Source organism: Chryseolinea lacunae (assembly GCF_016735595.1).
GTDB classification, from domain to species: domain Bacteria; phylum Bacteroidota; class Bacteroidia; order Cytophagales; family Cyclobacteriaceae; genus Chryseolinea; species Chryseolinea lacunae.
This window is the reverse complement of the sequence record NZ_JAERRB010000001.1, coordinates 1,119,723-1,145,990: the sequence shown is the minus strand read 5'-3', so window position 1 is coordinate 1,145,990 and position 26,268 is coordinate 1,119,723. Positions and strand designations below refer to the sequence as shown.

Below are 26,268 nucleotides of genomic sequence, written 5' to 3'. Positions count from 1 at the left end.
TTCAGGGCTGGCATATCGGTTTACTTTTTTTTATATTCATTCCCGAAGTACCCTCTAACCCCTCTCATCCCATGTCAACCTCTCAAGTTTTTGCGCCTACCGTCGGTAGCGGCAGAATCAACGCCATGGATACCATACGCGGCGTTGCCTTGCTCGGCATCTTGCTCATGAACATCACCAGCTTCGGTTTGTCGCATGCCTATTTCGATCCCACCGTGTCGGGTGGTGCCGAAGGGTGGGACCTGCGGGTGTGGTGGATCAGCTCCATGTTTTTTGAAGGCACCATGCGCGGCATGTTCTCCATGCTGTTTGGTGCCGGCATCATCCTGTTCACCAGCCGCGCCACCGAAACGGTGCACGGCGTGTCGGTCACCGATCTTTACTTTCGCAGAATCACGTGGCTGTTGCTGTTTGGCGTTCTGCATGCCTATGTGTTGCTGTGGGATGGCGAGATTCTCTATGCCTATGCGCTGGTGGGCATGGTTGCTTTCAGTTTCAGAGTGTGGAAACCAAAACATCTTATGATCGGCGCAGTGGTGTTGTTGTCGTTTCTCACGTTGCTGTCTGTGAAAGACTACCTGGTAGCAAACTATGCATTTCAGCATGCCACGGCCGCCGAACAAAAACAAAAAGCCGGACAAACCCTGACACCCATAGAAACCAAAGCCATCGAAACGTGGCAGGGCATCCTGGCGGAACAAAAACCATCGGCCGAAAAAATCAAGGAAGATATTGCCGGGCGCCACGGCAGCTACTTCGACATCGTGTGGTTCAAGGCATCCATCAATCAATTCATGGAAACGTTCATCATGTATCGTTACTTCTTTTTTGACGTGTTGGCCATGATGTTGATGGGCATGGCGTTTTTGAAGAACGGCATTTTCAAAGCCACCCGCACCAACGCCTACTATCTTGGCATGGTGGGTGTGGGCTATGCCGTGGGCCTCACCGTGAATTATTTTGAAACCGCCCACATGCTGCGTGAGCACTTCAGCGTGATGTCGCGCGAAGTCACCAGCATCACCTACGACCTCGGGCGACTGTTCACCACCATCGGGCACATCGGTGTCATCATGCTGTTCATCAAGTCGGGCGTTTTTCCCTTGCTGCAACGCGCGCTGGCGGCGGTGGGACAAATGGCTTTCACGAACTACATCATGCAAACGCTCATTTGCAACACGGTTTTTCTGGGCATCGGCTTTGGCATGTATGGGAAGCTGATGCGGCATGAGCTTTACTATGTGGTGTTTGGCGTCTGGCTGGTTCAGCTGGTGGTGAGTCCGCTCTGGCTGCGCTACTTTCATTTTGGTCCGCTGGAGTGGGCGTGGCGCGCGTTAACCTATTGGCAACGGCAACCGTTTCGCAAGGGAACAGAAGACACCACCGTGATGAAACCGGTTTCGGTGTCGTGATGCGATTCGTGTTTCGGGTTGGTTGTGATTTTATTTTGGTCCGAAACAGCATTTAAAGCACATCCTAATCTGAGACAAACGTGCGGGCAACATTCGCGCGCGCTTCACAGAGCGTTATCTAACGACAAATGCAGCTGCATATTGTGGTTTTGTGACGCTTTCAATTCATCGTGCCCTTTTGGGAAAGTGTAGGTTGGTAACTTTATTCGAGGTATCTTTACAGCATCAATTGCGGATTCTTTTAATAACACTGCCCTAATTCTTTCCCGCGGAATAGTAGTTTCTTAATCCCTTCCACAATTAGTAATGCCGGTTTATTTGACGCTGTGAAATTTAATGTTCACGCCTGGTGTTAACAACAGTACAGAAGATGCACGACATTGTGCGCAAGGATCTTCGTCAGAATTGCCATTCTTATTATAAAATCGAATAATGCAAAACCCCAAAACCATCACGTTTGCCAACACCAATCGCGATTTCTCCGTCACGCTGAACAAGCGCGTGAACGAGTATTTCAAGAACCACAAAATCAGTCGCCATGCCAACCTGGAAATGGTGATCAAAACAATTTGCATGTTCGCGGCCTACATAGGTCCCTATGTGCTGATTGTAACAAACGTGGTGTCAACATCCTGGATGTTGCTGCCGGCGTTGCTGGTGATGAGCCTTGGTCTGGCCGGCATCGGCCTGTCGGTGATGCACGATGCCAACCACGGTGCCTATGCAAAACGCAACTGGATCAACATTGTGATCGGCTATTCGCTGAACCTCATCGGCGCCAACGCCTTCAACTGGAAAATGCAGCATAACGTGTTGCATCACACCTTCACCAACGTGCACGAGGAAGACGAAGATATCAGCCCCCGCGGCGCCCTTCGCATGACGCCCCACACGGCCTGGAAAAAAGTGCACAAGTATCAATTTATCTACGCGTGGTTTCTCTACGGCCTCATGACCATTGTGTGGCTGTTCTTCAAAGACTTTGTGCGCATCGTGCGCTATCAGAAATCGGGATTGGCCAAACGCCAGAATGCAAACATCACGGCAGAGTGGTTCATCCTCATCTTCACCAAACTGCTCTACATCGGTTATATTTTTGTGCTGCCTTTGCTGGTGACGCCCCTTTTGTGGTGGCAAATCATGCTGGGCATTCTCATCATGCACTACATTGCCGGTTTCATCCTGGCCATCATTTTCCAGCCGGCGCACGTCATCGAAGGAACAGCCTTTCCGTTGCCTGACGAAGCCAACGCGCTGGAAAACAACTGGGCCGTGCACCAATTGCTCACCACCACCAACTTTGGCAACCGAAGCCGCTGGTTTTCGTGGTATGTGGGCGGTCTTAATTTTCAAATCGAACATCACTTGTTTCCCAACATCTGCCACGTGCACTACAGGAAGATTTCCGGTATCGTGCGCGACACGGCGGCTGAGTTTGGACTTCCCTACAAAAGCACACGCACGTTCTTTCAGGCGCTGGTGAAACACGGCAAGCTGCTGAAGCAGCTCGGCGTGAGACCCGCCTAGGTGGAACCTGGAGCAGCGCTTTTTGTTTTGAACGGGAAGTGCTGCGCACCTTGCGGTGCATGCAGCGGATTGTAAAATGCATTTTTGGTATAGAGGCTTAGGCTGACCTGGGGCCTGAAGTTGTGAAGAAAGGCTGGCGAATGAATGTGCCGGCAGCGCGTTTCTGGCAAACGTATTTTAATTGTTAACTCATGATGCAACCCAACGAGCAGCAGGCAGATCACCCATCATACGATAAAAGAGAGGGCAACCCGGAGGCTACAGGCCATTGTCCATAGCCATTCGATCAGAACATACCTGGACTAAAAAATCGCATTGACCTTTAAAAAAAGCCCTCACAATGGATATCAACCTTTTCAGCACCATGACCCCAACAGCTTACCTTTCCTTATGGAACAAATACCGCCCGGCCATCATACACCTTATGCTGGCTGCATCCGAAGGCCCGCAACAGTATAAACTCTATGCACATGAGTTTAAGGCGCTGGCGCCAAAGGAGAAAAGTTTTTCGTTTGTGCTACACGCTCACCTGGGCAAAGCCAAGAACAACATCAAGAACTCGATCACGGCGCAAGACCTGCTGAGCATGCTCAACATGTCGCGCAAGGCCAGCGAACAACTGGCAAAGAACACGTTTGAGTTCACACTCGACAACCGGTTTGTGTTGCACATTGTGCGCGTGCCTGTAGTGGAACAGCCTCTGGAGGCTGAAAGCGAGGTTTCGTAGCGAACACGCCAAATACTTTTGGATAACGTAGGTTTAGCACAGGCAAAGGACTACCTTTGTGCTGTAGTTTAAGTTTACTGGAATCAAGGCTGATACATCGTGGTCTTTTTCCCATCTTTAATTCCCCTACCGTTCGTTACTCTTCGTTCGCGTCTCGCAAACAAAAATTAATGTGATTGTTACTGGTAATTATCGGGCTGGCTGCAGTATACGATGATCTTTTTATAAACAATATTACAATGCAAGGAACAGTGAAATTCTTTAATGAGTCCAAAGGTTTTGGATTTATTAAGCCCTCAAACGCAAACGAACAAGATATTTTTGTTCATTCGTCAGGTCTCATCGACGAGATCCGTGAAAACGACGAAGTGGAATACGAGGTAGAAAAAGGCAAGAAAGGCTTGAATGCCGTGAAAGTAAAGCTGGTTGACTAAGCCGCTTCAGCACATAAAAAAAGCCCCGACTTGTCGGGGCTTTTTTTATGCCTGGAGTTTTTTATTTCAGTGATTTCACTTTCACCGCGTTCAGGCCCTTGGGACCTTGTTCGGTTTCGAATGTAACCATGTCGTTGTCTTTGATGGGGTTCATCAGACTCTTGCTGGGCACAAAAATGCTTTCGCCGGTTTCAGTGTCTTTGATGAAGCCAAATCCTTTCGAGGTGTTGAAAAACATAACTTTCCCTTTTCTGGTCTTTGCAGAAACTACGCTGCCGGTGTTGCGCGAACCGGTCACGATGTCGAGGGTGTTGATTACTTTTTTGCGGGTGGGATCGGGAGGCGTGTCGGTGATGTTCCCGTTTTCGTCGACGTAGGCGACCATGTTCTCCCACGAGCTGTCCGACTTTGGTTCGGACTTTCGTTCTTCTTTGCGTTGCTCTTTCTCTTTGCGTTTCTGCACTCTTCTTTTTTCGAGTTCTTTTTTGTTGAATGATTCTTGGGAACGGGCCATGTAGTGTTGGTTAGTGAATAATGAGTTCTGAAAAAGGACCTTGGTGTTGAATGGGAAGGGCCTAGCGCGCTAAACTTTTCTCAAAACAGGAAGGATGCGTAAAGATACGGCAATTTCCACTATGCTGCGAATGCCCGAAAGCAAATCGTAAAAACTATAGGATTTATCCTTTTATAGGGTGATATTGTATCAATCAACACTCCACCAATCCCGCCCAGAAAGCGCTGTGACAAAGTTATTATTTAAAATCGTTGGGCATTCAGAGGATTCTCGCGTGTCGGGTGTTTGTCAAGCTAAGCAAACAAGTTTCTGAGATCCTTACCTTCTGCCCTTTGTACCGACCTCAGCGAAAGCATCGTCCTTTATACTGTTCTTCCACACCAATCCCATTCTGCGGTAGAACATACTTTTTATCCTAATCTCTACATTCTATGATCAACAAAACAATTCGTCTCCTGAAAGGCTATCCGTGGTTCAAACGTCTGAACGCGAAAATCACCTATGAGCTTTTGGCGAAGTACATTCCGGCGTCCGATTGGCACTTCATGAACTATGGCTACATGGCCAACGAAAACGAAAAACCAAGCGACATTTGTGAAAAGGCCAGCCGCCAACGCTATTCCATGCAGATGTATCACTACCTGGCCTCCAAGGCAAACGTGGAAGGAAAAAAATTGCTGGAAATCGGCAGCGGTCGCGGCGGCGGGGCAAACTACATCGTGCGCGCCCTCAAACCCGCATCCTATACCGGCATGGACATCGCCAAAAATTCCGTGGTCCTGGCCAACAAAATTCACGTAGCGCCCAACCTCAAATTCATCCAGGGAAGCGCCGAAGCCATTCCGCTGGCCGACAACTCCATCGACGTGGTCATCAATGTAGAATCCTGTCACGGCTATGGCTGTGTGGCCACGTTCCTCGCCGAAGCGAAACGTGTGCTAAGCCCGGGAGGCTACTTGCTGCTGGTAGATTTCAGGAACTCGCTCGAAAACATGAAAATTTTCAAGGAACAGCTTTCCTCCAGCGGCCTGGAATGTGTGGAAGAAGAAAATATCAGCGACAACGTGGTGCGCGCCATCGAAGCCGAAGATCCCGAGAAACGCGAACTGATCGGGAAACTCGTCCCCGCCAAATGGCAAAAACTCTTCTGCGAATTTGCCGGCGTGGTGGGCTCACCCTTTCACACAACGCTCAAAGCGGGCACGCGTCCCTACTACCGGTTCGTGCTGCGCAAACCCACGCTCGCATAAAAAAAGGCGATCCGAAATTCAAAAGTTCAAACAACAAAAGGTGCCGTCGGCACCTTTTGTTGTTTACCACCACCTCGCCCATGAATGGATTTACTAAACCCGGCTTCCGGTCGCTTTCCAAAACAAACATCCCCCTTCGTTGTTTTTGAGGGCAATGCCTTTATTCCGATATGTTTTATCTTAGCAATGTTTAACATTACCCTCCCTGTTGCTGCCCTATGGAGAATGTGAATCCTCAAATTGTCAGACCGGAATTTTTGGCCCGTGGTGGCGAGATGGGCGAACGCATCCGTGAGTTTGACTGGTCGAAAACTTCCCTTGGTCCCATTACTTCCTGGCCCCAGAACCTTCGCACCTGCATTCGCATCATGCTCACCTCGCGGCAACCGATCTGGATCGGGTGGGGCAAGGAACTGATCAAGCTGTATAACGATCCCTACAAAGCAATTGTAGGCGGCAAGCACCCTCGTGCCCTGGGGTTGCCCGCCTCGGAGGTTTGGAAAGACATTTGGCGCGACATCGAACCCCTGCTGAAGAAAGTGATGGAGAACGACGAGGGCACCTATGTGGAATCGCAGTTGCTCATTATGGAACGCAACGGCTACCCGGAAGAAACCTACTACACATTTTCATACACTCCCATTCCAGGCGACGACGGCGGCCCGGCCGGAATGATCTGTGCCAACACCGACGACACCGAGCGGATCATCAGCGAGCGGCAGCTTCGAACCCTCACGCAGTTGGGCAAGAACCTCACCGACACACAAACGCATGAGCAGGTGATAGAAGGCGCCATTGCCACCCTCACCGAAAACCCATTCGATTTTCCCTTCGCGGTTTTCAGAACAATCGCCAACCACAAAGCCCGGCTCATCAAGGCCACGCCATTGGGCCAACATGCCGCGTCGTTTGCGGAAGAGGTAGACCTGAGGGCAGACCATGAAATCGCTGTTGTGCTAAGCAAAGCCGTGGCTACACGCAAAGTGCAGGTGGTGGAAAACGTGACGCAGAAAATTGGCGTGCTGCCCAGCGGCGCGTGGACAAAGCCGCCCGAAAAAGTGATCGTGTTGCCCATTGTGCAAACGGGCAGCAAAGATCCTTATGGTGTTTTGGTGGTGGGACTCAATCCCTATCGTTTGTTCGACGAAAAATACCTTGGCTTCTTCTCGCTGGTGGCCGACCAGATAGCGACAAGTTTTTCGGATGTTCACGTGTTAGAAGAAGAGCGGAAAAGAACCAAGGCACTGGCCGAAATCGACAAAGCCAAAACCACATTCTTCTCAAACATCAGCCACGAATTCCGTACGCCACTCACGTTGCTGCTGGCGCCGCTCGAAGATTCGCTGAACGATCCGCACACCAATCCGGAAAATAAGGTCCGGCTTGACGTGGCCCATCGAAACGCGCTGCGGATGCAAAAGCTGGTGAACACCTTGCTGGAATTTTCGAGGATCGAAGCCGGTCGCATGGAAGGGCGATTTAGCCGTGTCGACATCGCGGCCCTCACCGAAGATCTGGCCAGCACCTTTCGCTCGGCCATCGAACGCGCGGGCATGCACCTGCACATTCACCGGGGCGAAATCAGCGGCGATGTTTATGTGGATGTCGACATGTGGGAACGCATCATTCTCAACCTGGTGTCTAACGCGTTCAAGTATAGTCGCGACGGCGAGATTGTGGTAGACATACAACAGGAAGGACAATTGATAAGCGTGTCGGTGTCAGACACCGGTGTGGGCATCCCGGAAGATCAGCTCGATAAAATTTTCGACCGTTTCTATCGCGTCGAGAACAGCGGGGGCAGAAGCCAGGAGGGAACCGGCATCGGGTTGGCCATGGTGAAAGAGCTGGTGAAGCTGCACCACGGCACCATTCGGGTGGAGAGCAAGCCCGGTGAAGGATCGGTTTTTACGATACACATGCCGGTTGGCAAAGATCATTTGATGGCCGACAGAATTGAACTCAACAACACCTCCGGGCCATCGCTCAACCACTCCACCACGTTTGTGGGCGAAGCCTTGAAATGGTCGCACGACGAAGCCACGCAACCTGAGGAGCCAATGGAAACGGCGAACGGTGCCCGGAAAAACAAAGTGCTGCTGGCCGACGACAACGCCGACATGCGCGCCTACGTGCACCGGCTGCTGTCCGACAAGTTCGCGGTGATCACCGCGGTAGACGGCGAAGATGCCTATGAAAAGATACTAGTGCACAAACCCAACCTTCTGCTTTCAGACATCATGATGCCGAAGCTCGATGGCTTTGGTTTGCTGAAGCGGCTGCGCAGTCACGCCGAACTAAAAAATATACCCGTCATCTTTTTGTCGGCGCGGGCCGGCGAAGAAGCGAAAGTGGAGGGTCTCGATGCCGGGGCCGACGACTATCTGATCAAACCATTCTCGGCGAAAGAACTGTTGGTGCGCATCAACAATCACATTCGCGTGAACCAGGTTAGGCGTGAAACCGAGCAGCAATTCTATCAGCTGTTCCTGCAAGCGCCCGCCATCATCAACGTGTTTAAAGGACCTGATTTTGTCTATGAACTGTTTCACCCAAAAAACAAAGAGATCTTTGGCGACGTCGATTTCACAGGCATGAAACTTCGCGATGCCTTGCCGGAACTGGAAGGTCAGGGGATTATTGAAATGTTGGAAGATGTTTATAAAAATGGAAAGACGATCTGCCAGAACGAGCAAGGTGTGGTGTTTCGTGACAAACAAAGATATGGCGAGTCTACGGACCGTTATTTTAATCTGATCAATCAACCCTGGTATGACCTTCGCGGGAACATACAAGGGGTGTTGAACTTCGCCATTGAAGTGACCGACCAGGTTATGGCACGGAAAAAAATAGAAGAAAGCGAAAAAAAGTATCGCGAGCTCACAGAGACTCTCGAAGTGCTGGTCGAAAAAAGAACATCCGAGCTGCAGCGGTCAAACGAAGACCTTCAGCAGTTTGCCCACGTGGCCAGTCATGACCTGAAAGAGCCCGTCAGGAAATTTAAAACCTTTGTGAATCGATTGCAGGAAGAGTTTAGTCAGTCAATTCCGGAGCGCGGAAAAAACTACCTCGACAAAATGCAACAGGCGTCTGCGCGCATGCTGTCCATGATCGACGGCGTGTTGCGGTATTCTTCGCTAAACGAATCGGAGCAGACCATCACGCGCGTAGACCTGAACGACATCATCGCGAGCATTGAAACAGATCTGGAAGTGGTGATTCAGCAAAAGAACGCCACCATCACCAGGGAACATCTGCCCACGGTAGACGGTGCACCCGTGTTGATTTACCAGTTGTTTTATAACCTCATCAACAACTCGCTGAAGTTTTCGCGCGAGCATCCCGTCATCACCATCACCTCGCAGGAGTTGGTGGTGGAGGGAAAGGACTATGCCGCCATAGTGGTGGCCGACAATGGCATCGGGTTCGATCAGCAATACGCTGATCGCATCTTCAACGCATTCACGCGTTTGAATTCGAAAGATACTTTTGAAGGCACGGGGCTTGGACTGGCCTTGTGCAAGAAAATAGTTGAACGCCACCGCGGAACCATTGCTGCGCAGGGGGGCGAAAATCAGGGTGCAACCTTCACCATCTGTTTGCCAAGAGTTCATCACGAAAAACGTTTGCCCGCATGACCGCCCACCGGAACATTTTGTTGACCGACGACGATCTCGACGACCGCGAGTTGTTTGTGGAAGCACTGGCCTCGATAGACAAGAGCATTACATGCCACCTGGCGGAGAATGGTAAAGAGGCCTTGCGGTTGCTTCAGCAAAAAAACATCGACGTAGAAGCCATCTTCCTGGACATTAACATGCCCGTGATGGACGGCTGGGAGTTTCTCAATAAATTGAAGAACGACCACCACTATCGCGACATTCCTGTCATCATCTACTCCACATCTTCTGTGGAGCAGGACAAGAACAAAGCCTTGCAACTGGGCGCATGGACCTTCATTACCAAGCCCGACAGCTTCACGACGCTGAAGGAAATATTGAGAGATGTGATGCAGCGTTTGTGAAACGGTTGAACTAGCTTCTATTCTAAAGCAGCATACAAAAAAAACGGCGCAGGAGAAATTTCTCCCGCGCCGTTTTTGCATGTAGACAACGTTTATTGAATTGAATTGACTTTGATAAACACAGGTCGTTCACTCACATTAATCGAAACCTGTCCGCCGGTGATGGTGAGCGACGAGCTCACACCATCGGTGTCGCCGGGCACCATCTCCACTTTCGTGGCCGACGTGGGGCTTCCCGAGAGGGATACGCTGAATCCGGTTGCCGTATAGTTCTGACGGGTCTTAGCCCATACCACATACGCGCCGTTGTTGCCCGTGGCACTCTTGAATTTGTATATGAGCACATTCGGATCGGATGTGGCTTGCTCGCCCAGGAACACCATGCCTGTCAACGTATTTTTTAATGTATACACATAATACCATGACTTCTTTGGTGTCCAGTCGTTCTTTTGTGCCACAAGGCCCGAAGTGGAGAAGTGCGTGGCGTCGTTGGGGTTCACGTCGCGCAGCATGTATTGCATGGCGCGGTCGACCCGCGCGGCAGCAAAGGCGAGGTAGGCACGCACCATCCATTGACCTTGCACTTCCTGTGCGTCGAAGGGGCCAATGAGCGGCACACGCAACGACGACGATTGATTGGTGTCCCAGCCAAACTCAGAGATCCACACTTCAAGACCGGGCAGGTTTGCATCACGGTATTGTGTGAAGGGCAGCAACAGATTTTTATAGTCGTGTTCTTCTGGACTCTTTGCCGGGCCACCACAAGGACCACACGGGTTGAGCCACGCATAGTCGTGCACGTTGATCACATCGGCCGCAAACTTTCCGTCGGCGCGGTTAGCCTGAAACCACGCCTTCATGTCCTGGATGTAGGGAAGGTTGAGTTGAAAAATTCCACCCATCACAAGCTTCATGTTGGGGTCGGCATTTTTCACACCAAACGTTCCGCTGCCCTGGTGCATGGTGTTGGCGTGGCCGTCGTAGTTGGCGCTGGCCATGGCGGCATATTCCTGTGCCGAGAATTGTGCATTGGCACCCATCCAGTTTTTGTCCTGCTCGTTCCAGTCTTCGACGTATTTCACCAGGCCCATGCCGGTGTTGCGCGGTTGGCCGGCGGCCAGTGTCAGCTTGTTGTCGGCCACGTGTGTGGAACCATAGCGCGCGGCAAACTGAAACATGTGGTGTGCTTTCTTTTCATACGAGTTGGGGTTGGTGGTGCTGGCGCCCGCTTCGTCCACGGGCTTGTCGTCGCCGGGGAAATTGGTGCCACCCTGCAGCCAAGCAACCGAACCCTGAATGCAGGGTGAGATGGTGATGCCCCCAGCCAGCACGTTGGTATAGAACGTGTCGAAGTTCCAGCCGCCTCCGCCGGCTTCGCTCGGTGCCCATTTGATCTGGTTGTTGGGATAGCCGGGATAGGCCCAGTTGCCACCGCCCGACCAGATGTCGCCTTCATCCCAATTCCAGTTGTGATATTCACGCACAAAACCGGCCACCTGCATTTTGTCGAGGGGGTCGTCAACAAATGCATTGGTGCCGATGAACTGATCTATGGTGATGGTGCCCGTGGTGCCCGCCGCAGACGTAGCTTTCGATACCACGTTGGAAATGGCCGATGTGTTGTTGGCTTCATCAATCGCCTTCAGGGCGAAGTAGTAGGTAGTGGAGGGACTAAGGCCACTCACAAAAAACGACTGCGCGTTGCCGGCAAACAAGGGTGCAGGTTCCCCAGTGGCTTGTGTGGCACTGGCAAAGTTACCCGCCGTGATGGCACTGGTGCTGTAGCGCACGTCATAGGACGAAGCAGAGCCGGTGTTGCCATCGTCGCCCGTGGCTGTCCACGCGAGTTGAACGGATGTGCTGGAGGCAGTGCCCGTGCTCAAGGTGGTAATGGCGCCGGGAGGTGTTGTGTCGGGCACCACCGGACCAAGACAACCATAGATCACCACTTCGCTCACGTTGGAAGAATAGCTTCCCATGGTGAAGCGCAGATACTGCGACGATGCATTCACGCTGTGCTGGTTCCAGCTCATGTAGCCCGTGAGGTTGTCGGTGGCCACCGTGCTCCAGTTGCCGGGGCTGCCAACTTCTACCGTGAATGTTCCCTGGTCGTTGACGTCGCGAAGATAAATGGCGCTTAGTGTTGCCGTTGTACCGAAGTTCAGCGTGGCACGTGCCGGATACGAAGCGCTGTTCCAACCGTTGAACCATGCTGTGGAGGTTGCGCCTCCCGTGCCGCCTGCCGGATCGCCGGCCAGGGTTTGCTCATCGAGGAGTGCCGTAGGATTTCCGTCGCCGCTGATCATGGAAGCTGTGAGTGTTAGCTTGCCCGGTGTGCAGGGTCCGCCGCTAAGGGTGGTCACACTGATTTGTGTGCTGTAGCCTGAAAAATTACTGGCTGCATCTTTTGCACGTACTCTGAAAACATAGGTTGTAGAGGGCGACAGTCCGGTGATGGTGGCGGTGGTCGTTGTCACGGTGGTGTTCAGGGTTCCGTCTTTGTGGACTTCATAGCCGGTCACACCCACGTTGTCGATAGACGCCGTCCAGCTCAGTGTCACGGCCGTGGCGGAAAGATTTGACGAGGCAAGCGATCCGGGCACGGTGGGCGCTTGGGTATCGGTTGCCGCGGTTGTGGTCACATTCAGGTCTGATGTGAAGGCAGAGTAATTGTTGGCGGCATCTTTCGCGCGCACTTTAAATACATAGGCGGTGGAGGCCGTCAGTCCCGTAACGGTAGTGGTAAGTGTTGTTACCGTCGTCAGCAAAGTTCCATTGCGATATACTTCATAGCCGGCCACGCCCACATTGTCTGTGGAAGCACCCCAACTCAACGTAACAGCGCCAGCCGTCACACCCGACGATGCCAGTCCCGACGGCACAGTGGGTGCTTGGGTGTCGGTTGCTGCATTGGTAGTCACGGACAAATCGGAAGTGAATGCAGAGAAATTATTCGCTGCATCTTTCGCGCGCACCTTAAACGTGTAGGCTGTCGACGCCGTGAGCCCGGTGACGGACGCTGTGGTGGTGGTCACGGTGCTATAGAGCGTTCCGTTGCGATACACTTCATAGCCCGCCACGCCAATATTGTCGGTCGAGGCTGTCCAGCTCAGGTTCACGCTCGCGGCGGTTTTGGAAGGAGCGGAGAGACTTCCGGGAACCGTTGGCGCTTGTGTGTCGGACGCTGCCGAGCCGAAGATGGCGATCTCGCCGATCTGTGCATTAAGTCCGGCAAACTCAAACAACAGCTTACTGGTGGAGGCATTCACGTTCACGGCTTTCCATTTTTCACTATAGCTCATGTCCCACGTGAAGAGCGTGACCCATGAACCGGCGTTGTCATATTTCACTGTGAGGTTGGCCGCGTTCCAGCTGTCGTAGAGCGCAATGTGCGACACGGCATAGGTACTGCCCAGGTTAACCTGCACGGAAGGTGTGGCGCCCCAGCTGGGAATCCACAACGTGCTGGGATGTGGTGTGTAGGAATTGTCGGTGAGTGTTCCGGTGATGAGCGACTGTTCATCGACCAGTTCGGTGAACCCGATGGCGGAGTTCCCCTGACCATTGTAGTAGGAGAGCATCGCGGAGGTGAGGTTTATTTTTTGTGCGAATACATTTGTGCACAGCAACAGGCATAACCCTAACAGGGATAGATATAGTCTCATGATGGCGGTCGGTTATTGTTCAACAATGATTTTGGTGGTGAGCATCGCCGTGTTGCTCCGCGCTTTCAGCAGGTAGAGGCCCGCGCGCTGGTTGGCGAGATTGATTTTTGTGGTGAGGCCATCGGGCTGTCGTGTCAACACCACGTTGCCCGCTGCATCGTAGAGGCTGATGAGATTGAATTTGTTGTCGGGAAGCTGCACCGTGATTTCGCCCGAGGTAGGATTGGGGAACGTGCGGATCACAGCGCCCTCGGTACTGGCCATCGACTGCACATTCCGGAACTCCAGGTCGCCGTGAAATTCCTTTCCCGGATCAACATAAAACAGAATGTGACTGATGCCGGCGTCGCGACCCGAGAAGGTGTAGGATACTTGTTGATACGCATCACCTGAAAGCTGCTCGTTGAAAAGCTCCACTTGCGTGTTGTTGCGGGTGAAACCATCGGCGCGCAACGTAACGGGCACTTTCGATTTCACTTCAAAAGCGATAACACCTTCGGAGGCACGAAGGTCTTCGAGGTCAACAGAAAAAGATTCCCATGGCATCTTCGCCATGGCTACCGTCACCACGTTGTCGCGATGGTTGATCTTGAAATGATCGTTTCCATACCAACGCGGTTTTCCGTCGTGGCCCTTGTAAGCACTGCCGATCAAGGCAGCACCTACCATCATCCCATACACTAACAGTTTTGATTTCATAGATTTTTTGTTTGGGTTAAAAGATAGAGGACAAACGTTTGCTGACGTTAAATTCCACTTGTTCGATTCCCCAACTATCATGGACCATGCTGAGAAAAAACAAGACCTGAAGCCACATCTCGCACGATTATTCAACTATGTACCACGAAGCCCACGCATCCCTTACGTCGCCCATCGAAATGTCTGCTAGTGCATTTGTTTTTCGGTGAACGACAGGTTTGGGATGTGTTATGTGTGATGGAAATGAATGATGCTGAAGTGATTTTTTTTCGATACGCTAAAAGAAATTTTCAGAAAGTGTGCTGATGTCAAACATGAACGCGTGAATGCGCGGCTAACAGGAAAGATAAATGGGAATGTTTTTGCAGTGGTGATGTTAAGTGTATTTTGCTGAGCATCATTCAAAATGGAAGACCTTCGGCAGGGCAATTCTCAAAAAAACAAAAAGCCCGCGAACCAGGCGACATCTGTCACACAAGCTCGCGGGCTTTTACTATAAAAAGAATATCTGCTACAGCGGTGCTTCGTCAGCATCCTTCACCGCCACGGGCCACACGCCAGGCTGGGGAACGCTCACGCCTTTGTTGTCGCCACGTTTGGCGTCGTTGCCAAAGTAGTAGAGCGGCCATCCCTTGTAGGTAAGTTGTTTGGCACCCGACACGGTGATGGTTCCGAATAAATTGAGATCAAGTGTGGACGGAACGCCTTCAAGTGCTTCGCTATAGATCGGCCAAACGGCGTCGTGACTGCCGTCGCCATTGGTGTAGTTGTTTTTGTCCTTTTTGTCAAACGCAAAGGAATAGATGGTTCTGCCGTGTGCGTCGGTGAAGTATGCTACGGCGCCGGTGCCTTCCTCGTAGTTGGCGTTGTAGTTCTTGCCGTCCTGGCCTACCAGTTGTGCGCGACCGATCATGATGGTGTAGTCGGGTTTTGCCACGAACCACACGCCACCAACGGCTTCGCCGGTTTGTTGGTTGGCCGCTTCGCGCACGCCACCGGGAGCATAATAGTAGAGGGGCCATCCTTTGTAGGTAGTCTGCTTGCCGGCCGGTGTGGTGATGGAGGCGAAGTCGTCAAGAGAAAGTCCTTCTCCCAAGAAGTCTTGTGTGAGTGCGTCTTCAAAAAAAATGGGCCAGTTGGTGGCACAGCCGCCGGTGCAGGTGTTTGCTCCGGCCACATCGTTCGAAAAGTAATACAGCGTGTTGCCGTCGCCATCGGTCAGGTAGTTGCCCAGGGTGGGGTGGATGGTGAGTTCCACTTTTGGATCCGGCTTCACGGGTTCTTCGTTATTGTCGTCTTTGCTACAGCTGGCCACGACGATGAGCAGGGCAAGCGCGCCGGTTTTGATGACGGTGCCGGTCAGGTTTCTAAACGTTTCGAATGTTGATTTCATGGGTTGTTAAATTTAGTGAAACAATAAGTATTTGTGTGATTTCGTGTGTTGAAAAAAGAGAAGAGAGGATCTTTGGTCTGGGATGGGCTATTTCTGCTTCTTCAGTTGAAAGGCGCGCGTCACGTTGAAGCCCAGGTGGATGTCGCCATCAAAGAAGTCGCCGTCGGTTTCGGTCACAAACGTGCGCTCCACCATGCCCCGTGTGTTGGTGAGCACGATCTGGAACACGTGACCACCGGTTTCGATGTCGATGGCCAGACCCAACGCGTCCTTATAAGGTGTGCCGGCCTCGGGCTGAATGCGGTAATAATATTCGGCGTTCACCGATACGCTGCGTGTGAGACGAATGCGACCACCCATACCCAGGGCAAACTGATCGTTGCGCCCGGAACCTTCGCCCACAAAGTTTTTGTGCACCACCGTAGGCATGAGCTGAAGCGATAGTTTAGACGTGAGCTTGCGTGCCACCAGCAATTGCGCCGTGTAGGCCAACCGATCGGAGGTCTTAAATCCCGGAGGCACATCGTCGTCCTTTGGCGAAGTTTTGTAGGCTGCGCTTCCAAAGGCCGTCACCGTGAGGGGCGAACCGCCCGGTCGCTGGCGCAGCAGTTTATACTTCAGGTAGCTGTCAACCGTTTTGTCGACCGAGTTCCGGCCGATACCCACGCCGAGGTTGTCGGTGATGCCATACTCCAACCCAATCCTCACAAACGCGTCATCCAATCCGAACAGCTCATAGAGGCCGCCGTTCAGCCGGCCGAAGCGGTGAGAGAATATAAACTCAAGCGTGCCGGCGCCTATGGTTTCCACCGAATGGCCGTTGACCAGTCGCGTGCCTTTGAAGGTTTGTGATACATAGGTTGGCGCGTCGGTTGTTTTTTCCAGTTGGTTGAGCAAATCATCTTGTGCCTGCGCAGCCAGCGGACCTACACACGCGAGCAATACGAGAAGTGAAATGTGTTTCATGAGCGACTAAAGTGTTTGGGGTTTGAATGAAAATTGAACCGTCACCTCCACTTGTTCGGCAACGTTTTGCCACAACAGTTTTGGGATATCGATTTTGTAGTCGACGAGCTTCACCACGAACTTGGCTTTCAGGAGCAATGCATCGCCCCGCTTTTCCAGCTCGCCGGGAATTTCCACGGTTTGGGTCACGCCGTGAATCGTGAGCTTGCCTTTGGCCACCACGGGTTGCGACACGCCGGCGGAGGCATCGAAGCCGGTCACTTTCCCCTGAAACGTGGCTTTGGGATAGCGTTCGGTTTCCATATACTTTTCGTTGAAGTGTTCCTGCATGAGCGACTTCTCAAACTTGAATTCGCCGATGGGCACCACAAAGGCAATGTCGCTTGTGGCCGGATCGAACAGGCCGGATGCTTTCAGGTTTTCGGCTTTGATGTCTTCGATGGCGGCATGCGAATAGAAACCGACGGAAGTTTTTTCGGTGACAAACTTTTGGGCCTGCGCGTGCAAGACCGGCACGACGCACAGCAGGAGGAGAAAGAGTTTAACGTTCATGATGCATTTGATTTGGGTTGTTTTGGACATGGAATTTCCAGCGCACCTTTTTAAGGGTGCTTATTGTGTATTGAATCTGGCGTTGTGTTTAGTTTTCCGTCGCGCCGTCGTCTACCCAACAGGCAATCTTGTCGATTTCTGTTTGTGAGATGGTGCGGCCGTCGGGTGGCATGGCACGACTCGACGTGCGGCTCTTGATGTTGCCGGCGTTACTTTTCACGTTAGCGAATACAGAGAGGTCGGGATTTTGCGAACCCTTCACGTGACACCCGGTGATGGCGCAATTGGTAGCGATGATGGTTTTCACCTCGCTGTTCCAGCTGATGCCGGTTTGCCCACGACCCACGGTGGTGCTAAGCGACAGCGAACAGTCTTCAGCATCTTTTATGGTCACATTGTAGAGACCTTGTTTTAATCCTACGAAAGTGTTGTCGGTGCCAAAGCTGCCGTTGTCAAGCCTGTATTCAAACGGGCCGTTAGAACCCGACGCCGTCACGGTGATGGTTCCGTTTCCTGAAGTGCACTCGGTGTTTTGTTCCGTGGCAGCGGTGGCGGCCAGATCGCTCGATGCGACCACCAGCGATACCGTTGTTTCATGTCCACAACCATTAAAGTCACGGACGCCGATGGTAAAAGACCCGCCGTCGAGTTGGGTAAACGCGTTGGCGTCCTGGAAGTCTCCGCCATTCAGGCTAAACTGATAGGGAGGCGTGCCCGACGTCACGGTCAGTGAAATAACGCCGTCGTGTGTGTTGCAACCCGTGGGATCGGTTTTGCTTTCAAGAGTCACCACCGGGTGATCGGTTTCACAATCTACCAGATCCGATTCTGTGCGGTAGGTGCAGCCCGAGCAACACAACAGGAGTAGCGCGATTTTAAAAAGAGAGGTCTTTTGAGTCATTGTTTATAGTTATTTGCTAAGTCTGTATTTCAAAGAAAAAAATGCTCCCGTGCTTGCCAGATTTACCTTTCCTTCTCCAACACCCGACACGGGAGCTTTAATGAACGGTTCGGCCTGCACAAAGAATCGCTCGCCGACCATCCGCTGAATGCCGAACGAGATATTCAGCATGCTGAACCATTCACGATTTTTATTGCTAAAGTTTTCGGTGTACTCATAATCTCTCTGGTTGGCCCACACCGTGTATACATACTCCTCGTTCAACATAATGTAGGACGACGACCCGACCGTGACAAACAAACTGGTTTTGGCTTCGGGGAAAATGTAATACGTCACGTTTATGGGAATGTCCAGCACACGGCAATCGCCACGCATGGACTTCGCTTTTGCAGAATACCCTCCCGAGCTGTAGGTCTTGTCAGGATTTTCTTTGTCGTATATTTTCTTCGACCAGATAGCGCCTGTGCTCACGAAAAAATGTCTGGACAAACTATACTCCGCCAGCAGCCCGATGTTTATGCCCGGCTTGCCGGGTGTTTCATAATTAATAGAACTGAAGTCGGGCGATACGGGTAGTTTCAAGAACCAGCGATGCGTCACGTTTTTCTTTTCGTCGTAGACCACGCGGGTTCCGGTTGAATCGGTAGCGTTGGCCAGGCGAACGGGAACGATCTTGTCTGTCGTGTCGATCACAATCGGTTCGTGAGAAAGGGGTCGGTTGGTGGATGCCGGTGTCTGGTGTTCGTTCGTGAAAGCAGGCGCTGCTGTAGCGGGCTGGTCGGTTGTTGCCGGCGTTGCTGCGCTCACGATCGGGGTATTGGTTGTCTCCGCTTCAGTTGTTTTTTCTGCGCCGTTTTTTTGAATGGCATCGGTCGTTTCAGGACGCGCTATTTCGGTTGATGTATTTTGCTGGACCTGTTTTTTGTTCGAAGCCAGCGAACCTGCAGATGCCAACGCAACACTATTGTGCTGAACCGTAGCCCGATTTGTTTTTGGACTGGCGTTGCCGGAGTCAGTAGAAGAAGCGCTTGCGTTGGGTGAAGAATCCTTATTCACGTTCAGAGTCTTGGCTTGATCATCAGACGCACTTTTCTCAGTTGACTGACGTGGTGTAGTCTCATGTTGAGTCTTTGCTTCGTTTTGTTTGGTGAAAGCGATGGGCCTTGTCGATTGAAGTTTTTTGGATTTTCCAGCTAAATCGGCCGAACCATCCGATGTAGACTTTTTAGTGGAATTGACTACCCTCTGCTGCGCGTTTGCATTACCAGGACTTGAGGATTTTTGTTCCTGCGTAGTCTTGCCATCAATCACAGTTGTTACTTTCGTCTCCTTCGCATCTACAACAGACGCAGTGCTTTGCTTTTGCACCGTCGATTCGCCAGCTGCGTTTTTGTCGCTTTGCTCCGGTATTATGTTTTTGGTGCCGGCTGCATTTTCTCCATTCTCATCTTGTGTGGCCTTGGTCGGCAAACTTTCGGACTGTATTTGTATTGATGTTTTGTCTGTGTCAGCGTTCTTTTCTTCTGTCGATGTGCCCTGTGCAGCAGACGATGGTGTGTCCGACCATCCAAAGCCTACGTTGTTTTGGGTGGCGTTCTGCCAGTGCGAACCGAGCGATGACAGCAGCAACAGGGCCACCACGGCATACAAGGACGTGCTTCTGGCGCGCGCTGCTTTTTCTTCCCGTTCAAGCCGCTGTGCCAGCCGGTCCCAGTCTTCCGGGTCGAACTCCGGCGCAATGTGCGCAGCAGCCTCCTGGAAGAGCTTGTCGAATTCGTTGTCGTTAACGTTAGGCATACCGCTTGATATTATTTTTTTTAAACATGGCCTTCAGGTGTTCCCGTGCTTTAAACAGGTTCGACTTTGAAGTGCCTACTGTGATGTCGAGTTGAATGGCAATCTCTTCGTGTGTGTAGCCGTCAATCACAAACAGGTTGAACACGGCGCGATAGGCCGGCGACAACTGTTGCACCATTTCAATCAGCTCGGCATGCGAAAGCTCACCAATGGCGTCGTCTTGTGTAGAGGGCATCCACGCCATAGACTCCGCAGCGTCGGCGTGATGATAGTGTTTGTTGTGTTTTCGATAATGATCGATGGCGGCATTGATCATGATCTTCCGCAGCCAGAACTTGAACGCGCTTTTTTCGTCGCGAAGGCTGAGCCGCGTAAACACCTTCATAAACCCGTCGTTCAGAATTTCTTTCGACTCTTCGCGGGTTTGTGAATAGCGCAGACAAACGCTCATCGCATAGCCATAGTAATGCTGGTAAAGCATCTTCTGGGCTTCGCGGCTGCCGTTAAGGCAGCCCTGGATGATGGCCGTTAGCTGTGAAGGGTCTTCCAAGTAATTTTTAAATTTCCTCCCAAGACGGAGCGTTTCAAGAAAAGGTTGCCTGCGCCACGACACTTAATTTGCGTCTTCCGGGCATTTCGCTCGGAAGCCACCTGGCCATAGGTCAAAATTCCTTTCATGCCAACGTTGCCGGTTCAAAACAAGAGATGTTTTTAGAGCGAATCGCACAATGTCGTCATCACAAAGGTAAGGCTTTATGGACGTGCGTCGGAGAAAAAAATACGTAACGAATAGCGTGACGGTGCCGGATTGTTGACAATCAAGCCAACTAAAGGAACTAGAAAGTGGTCTATTCTCCGATGGCCCTGCGGGTACATTGCATGAGCGCGTCCTGCAAGTCGGTGCCGCTGCTGTGAAGCGGATCAATGGCCTTCACCAACGCAGCCCGCAATGTATAGAGCGCTTCGCGATCGGCCACGTCGGTATGGTCGGGCATTAGGGCCATGCGTTGTTGGTGTTGATCGTGCTTGGGATTGTAGATGCCGTTCATTTCGCTGCACTGATGGCAAATACCTTCTTTGTTGATGAGTGCGCACCGGTGTTCAAAAATTTCGCTCATGGTGCTTCTCGACTCCACAAGCAGATGCTTCACCACGCCTTCGGTTTTGTCGAGGATGCTGGCAATTTCCTTGACGGGAAAATCGTAGATGTCTTTCAGAATAAGCGCAACCTGTTTTTCGATCACCAGTGTTTTTGAAATGCAGGTGAAACAAAAGTCGATGTGTTCTTTCATTTCATAGTTGCCACTGGCCGCTGTGCGATGGATGTGTCGAAACGTCTGGATGATTTCGGGTGAGCTTTTTGCCAGGCGTTCGCCCTGGTCTTGCGCGTCGACGGGCCAGCGGTTCAGTTTTCGCAGATGATCGTAGGCCAGGTTTGTGGCGATCTTAAACACCCAGGTCTTCAGGGAGGCATGGCGCTGAAAGGTTGCTCTTTTATCGAAAGCCTTAATGAAGGTGTCGTGCGTCACATCGTCCACATCGTCGCGGTTGGTGAGCAGGCGATAGAGGTAGGATTTTAAAGAAGGCTGAAACACAGCGAACAAGGTTTGAAACGCGTTGATGTCACCTTGTAGCGCGCGGTCCAGGAGCGGGTCGTTTTCCATAGCGTCAATTTTGGTGTTGACAATGTTGTGTGTGGTGAAGGGCCTTCGCAGCCGTCCGGCCCTTCAATATATTCAGATTACGTTGGATCTTCCACAATCCACATCCACAATATGGCTGTTGAAAGTGACGCCATAGTCCGAAGCCAGGCAGGCCGCCACCTCGCCCACGTGCTGGAGGGTGACTCCGGTTTTCAGAAGGTTAAATTGTGTTGACCGCGTGGCCACATCAGCGGCTTCCATTCCCAGCATGCGGCCATTCCACAGGTTCACTTCTTTTATTCTGCGCGTCTCTTGCAGCGCGGCGACGTTGAGGCAAATCACCTTGATGTCGTGTTTTCCAAATTCGGCCGCCATCACGCGCGTCAGGCCTTCAATGGCACAGCACGCCGCTGTGCTGCCGGAAGTGAAAGGGAGTTTCAGTCGCGACAAGGCCGCCGTGAGGGTGAGAATGGTGCCACCGGCCTGGCAGGCAATCATGTGTTTCGCGGCCAGTCGCGAGGTTAGGAACTGTGAGCCACAATGCACTTCAAAGGTTTTCAGAAAGTGTTCCAAAGGAAGTTGCGTAGTGGGCAGACCTCCTCCTATCTCGGCGATGTTCAGTCCGATGCCATTGAACACCACATCGAGCGAACCGTTAGTTTGCGCAATGTGCGCCAGGTGTTTGTCCACCTCGTTTTCATTCAGGGCATCTACTGCAGCGGCTTCGGCTTGGCCGCCCTGTTGATTTATTTCGTCGGCCAGCGCCATGGCCGCTTCTGCCTTTCGAGCTGACACATAAACTTTTGCACCATGTTGCGCAAAGGCTTTCGCCACCACGCCGGCAATCTCGCCCGAGGCGGCAAAGACGGCCGCTACCTTGTTCGTTAAATTTTTCATGTTGTATGATGTTTCCCTTTTAGACGGTTGAGCGCTGCAAAACGATCGAAGGCGAAACAACCCACAAAAAGAAAGGACAGGCATCTATTGAAGACGCCCGTCCTGGCAGGGAGGAGGGCTGGTTGTTCAGAAAGTTGTTCCTAGCAAGCACATTGAACACTCATGTTCCGTTCCACGCCGGCTAGGCCTTCGGTAGAGTAGCCATCGCGTTTCCACCAGTCGAGGCCGCCCATCAGTTCTTTCACCCTAAAGCCGTAGGTCGACAGCTTCAGCGCGCCTTTGGTAGATGCATTGCAACCGATGCCGTCGCAGTAGGTAACATAGGTTGTGTCTTTGTCGAGGGTTTTCACCGTGTCGGCGTTCATGGTGCGGTGTGGAAAGCTGATGGCGCCTGGAATGTGTTCGTGTTGAAAGGCATCGTTGCCCCGGGCATCGATCACCACCAGCTTCTCGGTGGCGGACGGGCGGCTAAAAAAATCGGCTACATCGGCCGAGTCAATTTCGAAGGCTAGTTTGTCCTGGTAATGCTTCAGTTGTTCGTTCATGGCAGTGTTTGAGTTTTGGTGATTTCTCAAAAGTAGGTTGGACTACCGTGCAGGAAAAGTGAAATAAAAGAGGGCTGATGGTGAAAAATATTCAGGCTAGCCAGGTGTTCTTTACGTTTAGGGGAATCGTAATTTTAGCACATGAACCTGGAAATCCGTCACCTGCGCCTCATCAAAGCCATTGTAGAAGAAGGCAGCATCGCCAACGCCATCGATAAACTTCACCTTACCCCCAGTGCCCTCAGTCACCAGTTGCGTGAAGCCGAATTGCAGGTGGGCGCCAAGATCTTTCATCGCATCGGCAAGAAGCTTGTGCTCACCGATGTGGGTGAAAAGATACTCGCGTCGGCCTATGCCGTGCTGCAGGAGATGGACAAGATCGAGCGCGAAGTGAAGCAGCTCATCAAGGGCGAAACGGGCACCATCCGTATGAGCACCGAATGCTATACCAGCTATCACTGGGTGCCGGCCGTGCTCAAAAAATTCAACGTCGACTTTCCGAACATCAATGTGAAGATTGCGTTCGAGGCAACACACCGCCCCATACAGAAATTGCTGCAAGGTGAAATCGACCTGGCCATCACGTGCGATCCCATCGTGAACGATAAGATTGAGTACATAGAGCTGTTCCAGGACGAGATGCTGGCCCTGGTGCCTGAGTCACACCCGTGGACAAAAAAAGAATTTGTGGTGGCGAGCGACTTCGAAACCGAAAATCTGATCATCCACTCCGAGCCCTTGAGCACTGTCACCGTGTATCAGCGGGTGCTAAGTCCCGCCTGTGTGCAACCCGCCAACCTCACCATTCTTCCGCTAACAGAGGCTTCGGTAGAAATGGTGAAGGCCGACATGGGCGTGCTGGTGATGGCGCGTTGGGCATTGAAACCCTACCTCACACACCCTGCGCTGCGCACGGTGCGTGTCACCCCCGAAGGCCTGCATCGCCAGCAGTACGCAGCCATCCTCAACCATCCGGAACGCCCCGAATACTATGAGTACTTTATTAAATTCCTGAAAGAAGAAATTGAGTTGTAGTAGTCAGCAAAAAGAAGGGTGTCCTCGTCAACGATTCCGCCGTGCCGTGTGCCGGGTTGCTTTCCTTTCATAAAATAAATCCGCATCAACCTGTTCCTGCGCTGGATGATCATTTCATTTCCTGTTATCTTGGATTTGATCTTATCCCTGAACCCGCATGGCAAAATATTTCTTTCCGAAACTCGCCATCCTCCTGGCTGTGTGTCGCATGGGCAATGCCCAGTCTTTCACGCTTGAATCTGTAAAATCCTATCCCTTTCCCACCGAGCTGACCGCTTCATCAAGTGGTTCCAAAATAGCGTGGGCTGTAGACGAGCAGGGGAAGCGCAACGTGTATGTGGCCGAAGGGCCCGATTTTAAACCGCGCAGGCTCACACACTACACCGCCGATGATGCACAGGAAATCACAAGCCTGTCGATTTCTGCAGATGGCCAGTGGGTGGTCTATGTGCGGGGTGGCGAACATGGTTCCAACTGGGACGGAGCGTTGCCCGTGAACCCGGCGTTTGCCGCAGAGCCGTTGAAGGTGCAGCTCATCAGCATCCCCTTTGCAGGTGGCGAAGCAAAGACACTGGCCGAAGGCGACGACCCCGCACTGTCGCCAAAGAGCGATGTGGTGGTGTTTGTGAAGAGCGATCAGGTGCACACGGTGCCCATCGATGGATCGGCCGCGTCGAAAAATTTGTTCACCACACGCGGCACCGTGAGCGATCTTCAGTGGTCGCCCGATGGAAGCCGGCTGGCGTTTGTGACGACGCGCGGCGATCATGCACTTGTTGGTGTGTTCAAAGACGCTGCCACGCCACTGCAATGGATCGCCCCGGCCTTCGCGCGCGATCGCTCACCACGTTGGTCGCCCGATGGTTCGAAACTTGTTTTTGTACGCCTGCCGTCACCAGGCGGCACGCCCGACTCCCTGCTCACGCGCCGGCACAACCCTTGGTCGCTGTGGGTGGCCGATGCTGCGTCGGGCAAAGCATCATTGCTTTGGGCTGCGCCTAAAACACTGCGAGGTTCGCTTCCCACCACACACGGAGGCACCAACCTGCATTGGGGTGCCAGCAACCGCGTGGTGTTTCTTTCCTACCACGACGGATGGCCGCATCTATACTCCATCCCAGCGCAAGGTGGTAAGGAAATGTTGCTCACCCCCGGCAACTTCATGGCAGAACACATTCGCCTGAGTGCCGACAAAAAATGGCTCACGTTCAGCGCCAACACCGGCCCCGATGCGCTCGATCTCGACCGTCGCCACATTGTGCGCGTGCCCGTGGATCGCGCTGCGCCCGAAGTGTTGACACCTGGCAATGGCCTGGAGTGGACACCCGTCATCACCGGCGATGGTGCCACGCTTGCGTGCATTGGCGCAACCGCCCAACGTCCGCCGCTTCCCGTAGTGATGCCGTTGCTGGGGGCAACCAAACGCATGCAACCGCTGGCTGCCGATCTGATACCAAAAGATTTTCCGCTCAATAAATTGGTGACGCCTTCCAAGGTGACGTTCACGGCAAGCGATGGTGCGACGGTGCATGCCGATGTGTTCACGCCGCCATCGGGTGTCGCAAAGAAGCCTGCCATTGTGTATGTGCACGGCGGACCACCACGACAGATGTTGTTGGGGTGGCATTATTCTGAATATTATTCAAATGCCTATGCGCTCAATCAATACCTCGCCAGCCTGGGGTTTGTGGTGGTGTCGGTAAACTATCGGCTTGGCATTGGTTATGGATTTGATTTTCATCAGCCGGCACGCGCCGGTGCATCCGGAGCATCGGAATACCTCGATGTGAAAGCAGCGGGCGAATGGTTGAGCAAACAACCTAACGTAGATCCATCGCGCATCGGTATTTATGGCGGCTCCTATGGCGGCTTTCTCACGGCCCTTGCGCTGGCCCGTGACTCAAAATTGTTTACCGCCGGCGTAGACATTCACGGCGTGCACGATTTTATTACGGCCAGAGATTTCGATGCCCGCGACGACCACTACGAAAAGATTCCCGACTTTCAGCGCGCCAAGGATGTGGCATGGCAATCATCGCCGGTCGCCTATGTTTCCACCTGGACATCGCCCGTGCTCATCATCCACGCCGACGATGACCGCAATGTGCGTTTCAATCAAAGCACCGACCTGGTGGTGCGCCTGGAGAAGAAAGGTGTTCCCTTAGAAACCCTGGTGGTTGTTGACGACACGCATCACTGGATGAAATATTCAAACGCGGTGAAGATCGACAGGGCGACGGCGGAGTTTTTTGTGAAGTATCTGAAGCCGTAGTTTGGTCTATAGTCT

21 protein-coding genes are annotated in these 26,268 nt (G+C 52.3%); 9 read left to right on the top strand and 12 right to left on the bottom strand.

The window, feature by feature from the left end; translation table 11 throughout:
* The first annotated feature begins 71 nt into the window (after nt 1-71).
* From JI741_RS04555 to JI741_RS04540, 4 genes are all read left to right on the top strand, one after another.
* Nucleotides 72-1,412 carry a DUF418 domain-containing protein gene (locus tag JI741_RS04555; RefSeq protein WP_202007807.1) on the top strand — a complete coding sequence of 447 codons (1,341 nt, stop codon included), beginning with the start codon at nt 72-74 and terminating at the stop codon, nt 1,410-1,412.
* 432 nt (nt 1,413-1,844) lie between these two features.
* A complete protein-coding gene (locus JI741_RS04550; RefSeq protein ID WP_202007806.1) occupies nt 1,845-2,939 on the top strand; it encodes a fatty acid desaturase family protein in 1,095 nt (364 codons plus the stop codon).
* A gap of 340 nt (nt 2,940-3,279) precedes the next feature.
* On the top strand, nt 3,280-3,666 hold the full coding sequence (locus JI741_RS04545) for a hypothetical protein (RefSeq protein WP_202007805.1): 387 nt from the start codon (nt 3,280-3,282) through the stop codon (nt 3,664-3,666).
* A 239-nt stretch (nt 3,667-3,905) separates the two neighbouring features.
* The gene (locus tag JI741_RS04540; RefSeq protein ID WP_202007804.1) at nt 3,906-4,100 is read left to right on the top strand and encodes a cold-shock protein; all 195 of its coding nucleotides are present in this window, start codon (nt 3,906-3,908) and stop codon (nt 4,098-4,100) included.
* Between the two features lie 61 nt (nt 4,101-4,161).
* Here the strand turns inward: JI741_RS04540 and JI741_RS04535 are convergent, their stop codons facing one another.
* Nucleotides 4,162-4,614, bottom strand: a complete 453-nt coding sequence (locus tag JI741_RS04535; protein ID WP_202007803.1) for a cold-shock protein — start codon at nt 4,612-4,614, stop codon at nt 4,162-4,164.
* A 431-nt stretch (nt 4,615-5,045) separates the two neighbouring features.
* Here JI741_RS04535 and JI741_RS04530 point away from each other — a divergent pair, with 431 nt between their 5' ends.
* The 3 genes from JI741_RS04530 to JI741_RS04520 all read left to right on the top strand — a co-directional run bounded on the left by JI741_RS04530 (nt 5,046) and on the right by JI741_RS04520 (nt 9,888).
* Nucleotides 5,046-5,864 carry a class I SAM-dependent methyltransferase gene (locus JI741_RS04530; RefSeq protein ID WP_202007801.1) on the top strand — a complete coding sequence of 273 codons (819 nt, stop codon included), beginning with the start codon at nt 5,046-5,048 and terminating at the stop codon, nt 5,862-5,864.
* A 227-nt stretch (nt 5,865-6,091) separates the two neighbouring features.
* The gene (locus tag JI741_RS04525) at nt 6,092-9,502 is read left to right on the top strand and encodes an ATP-binding protein (RefSeq protein ID WP_202007799.1); all 3,411 of its coding nucleotides are present in this window, start codon (nt 6,092-6,094) and stop codon (nt 9,500-9,502) included.
* The gene (locus JI741_RS04520) at nt 9,499-9,888 is read left to right on the top strand and encodes a response regulator (RefSeq protein ID WP_202007797.1); all 390 of its coding nucleotides are present in this window, start codon (nt 9,499-9,501) and stop codon (nt 9,886-9,888) included. Before JI741_RS04525 ends, JI741_RS04520 begins: the two co-directional genes overlap by 4 nt.
* Before the next feature lie 92 nt (nt 9,889-9,980).
* Here the strand turns inward: JI741_RS04520 and JI741_RS04515 are convergent, their stop codons facing one another.
* From JI741_RS04515 to JI741_RS04465, 11 genes are all read right to left on the bottom strand, one after another.
* Nucleotides 9,981-13,553 (bottom strand): fibronectin type III domain-containing protein, encoded by a 3,573-nt coding sequence (locus tag JI741_RS04515; protein ID WP_202007795.1) that lies wholly within the window; start codon nt 13,551-13,553, stop codon nt 9,981-9,983.
* 12 nt (nt 13,554-13,565) lie between these two features.
* Nucleotides 13,566-14,252 carry a T9SS type A sorting domain-containing protein gene (locus tag JI741_RS04510; protein ID WP_202007793.1) on the bottom strand — a complete coding sequence of 229 codons (687 nt, stop codon included), beginning with the start codon at nt 14,250-14,252 and terminating at the stop codon, nt 13,566-13,568.
* A 511-nt stretch (nt 14,253-14,763) separates the two neighbouring features.
* Nucleotides 14,764-15,645 carry a hypothetical protein gene (locus JI741_RS04505; RefSeq protein WP_202007791.1) on the bottom strand — a complete coding sequence of 294 codons (882 nt, stop codon included), beginning with the start codon at nt 15,643-15,645 and terminating at the stop codon, nt 14,764-14,766.
* An 87-nt stretch (nt 15,646-15,732) separates the two neighbouring features.
* A complete protein-coding gene (locus tag JI741_RS04500; RefSeq protein ID WP_202007789.1) occupies nt 15,733-16,611 on the bottom strand; it encodes a DUF5777 family beta-barrel protein in 879 nt (292 codons plus the stop codon).
* A 6-nt stretch (nt 16,612-16,617) separates the two neighbouring features.
* Nucleotides 16,618-17,163 (bottom strand): YceI family protein, encoded by a 546-nt coding sequence (locus tag JI741_RS04495; RefSeq protein ID WP_202007787.1) that lies wholly within the window; start codon nt 17,161-17,163, stop codon nt 16,618-16,620.
* 88 nt (nt 17,164-17,251) lie between these two features.
* Complete coding sequence (locus JI741_RS04490) at nt 17,252-18,064, bottom strand: SprB repeat-containing protein (RefSeq protein ID WP_202007785.1); 813 nt, start codon at nt 18,062-18,064, stop codon at nt 17,252-17,254.
* A gap of 9 nt (nt 18,065-18,073) precedes the next feature.
* Complete coding sequence (locus JI741_RS04485) at nt 18,074-19,861, bottom strand: outer membrane beta-barrel protein (protein ID WP_202007782.1); 1,788 nt, start codon at nt 19,859-19,861, stop codon at nt 18,074-18,076.
* The gene (locus JI741_RS04480) at nt 19,854-20,411 is read right to left on the bottom strand and encodes an RNA polymerase sigma factor (protein ID WP_202007780.1); all 558 of its coding nucleotides are present in this window, start codon (nt 20,409-20,411) and stop codon (nt 19,854-19,856) included. Before JI741_RS04480 ends, JI741_RS04485 begins: the two co-directional genes overlap by 8 nt.
* 298 nt (nt 20,412-20,709) lie before the next feature.
* Complete coding sequence (locus JI741_RS04475) at nt 20,710-21,525, bottom strand: RNA polymerase sigma factor (RefSeq protein ID WP_202007778.1); 816 nt, start codon at nt 21,523-21,525, stop codon at nt 20,710-20,712.
* A 72-nt stretch (nt 21,526-21,597) separates the two neighbouring features.
* On the bottom strand, nt 21,598-22,401 hold the full coding sequence (locus tag JI741_RS04470) for an SDR family NAD(P)-dependent oxidoreductase (RefSeq protein ID WP_202007776.1): 804 nt from the start codon (nt 22,399-22,401) through the stop codon (nt 21,598-21,600).
* A gap of 140 nt (nt 22,402-22,541) precedes the next feature.
* Nucleotides 22,542-22,946 carry a rhodanese-like domain-containing protein gene (locus JI741_RS04465; protein WP_202007774.1) on the bottom strand — a complete coding sequence of 135 codons (405 nt, stop codon included), beginning with the start codon at nt 22,944-22,946 and terminating at the stop codon, nt 22,542-22,544.
* 141 nt (nt 22,947-23,087) lie between these two features.
* Between JI741_RS04465 and JI741_RS04460 the strand changes: the two genes are divergently transcribed.
* Both JI741_RS04460 and JI741_RS04455 read left to right on the top strand, forming a co-directional pair.
* Entirely contained in the window at nt 23,088-23,981 is an 894-nt protein-coding gene (locus JI741_RS04460; protein WP_236675862.1) for a LysR family transcriptional regulator, read from the top strand.
* A 157-nt stretch (nt 23,982-24,138) separates the two neighbouring features.
* Complete coding sequence (locus tag JI741_RS04455; protein WP_202007772.1) at nt 24,139-26,253, top strand: S9 family peptidase; 2,115 nt, start codon at nt 24,139-24,141, stop codon at nt 26,251-26,253.
* Nucleotides 26,254-26,268: the final 15 nt, after the last annotated feature.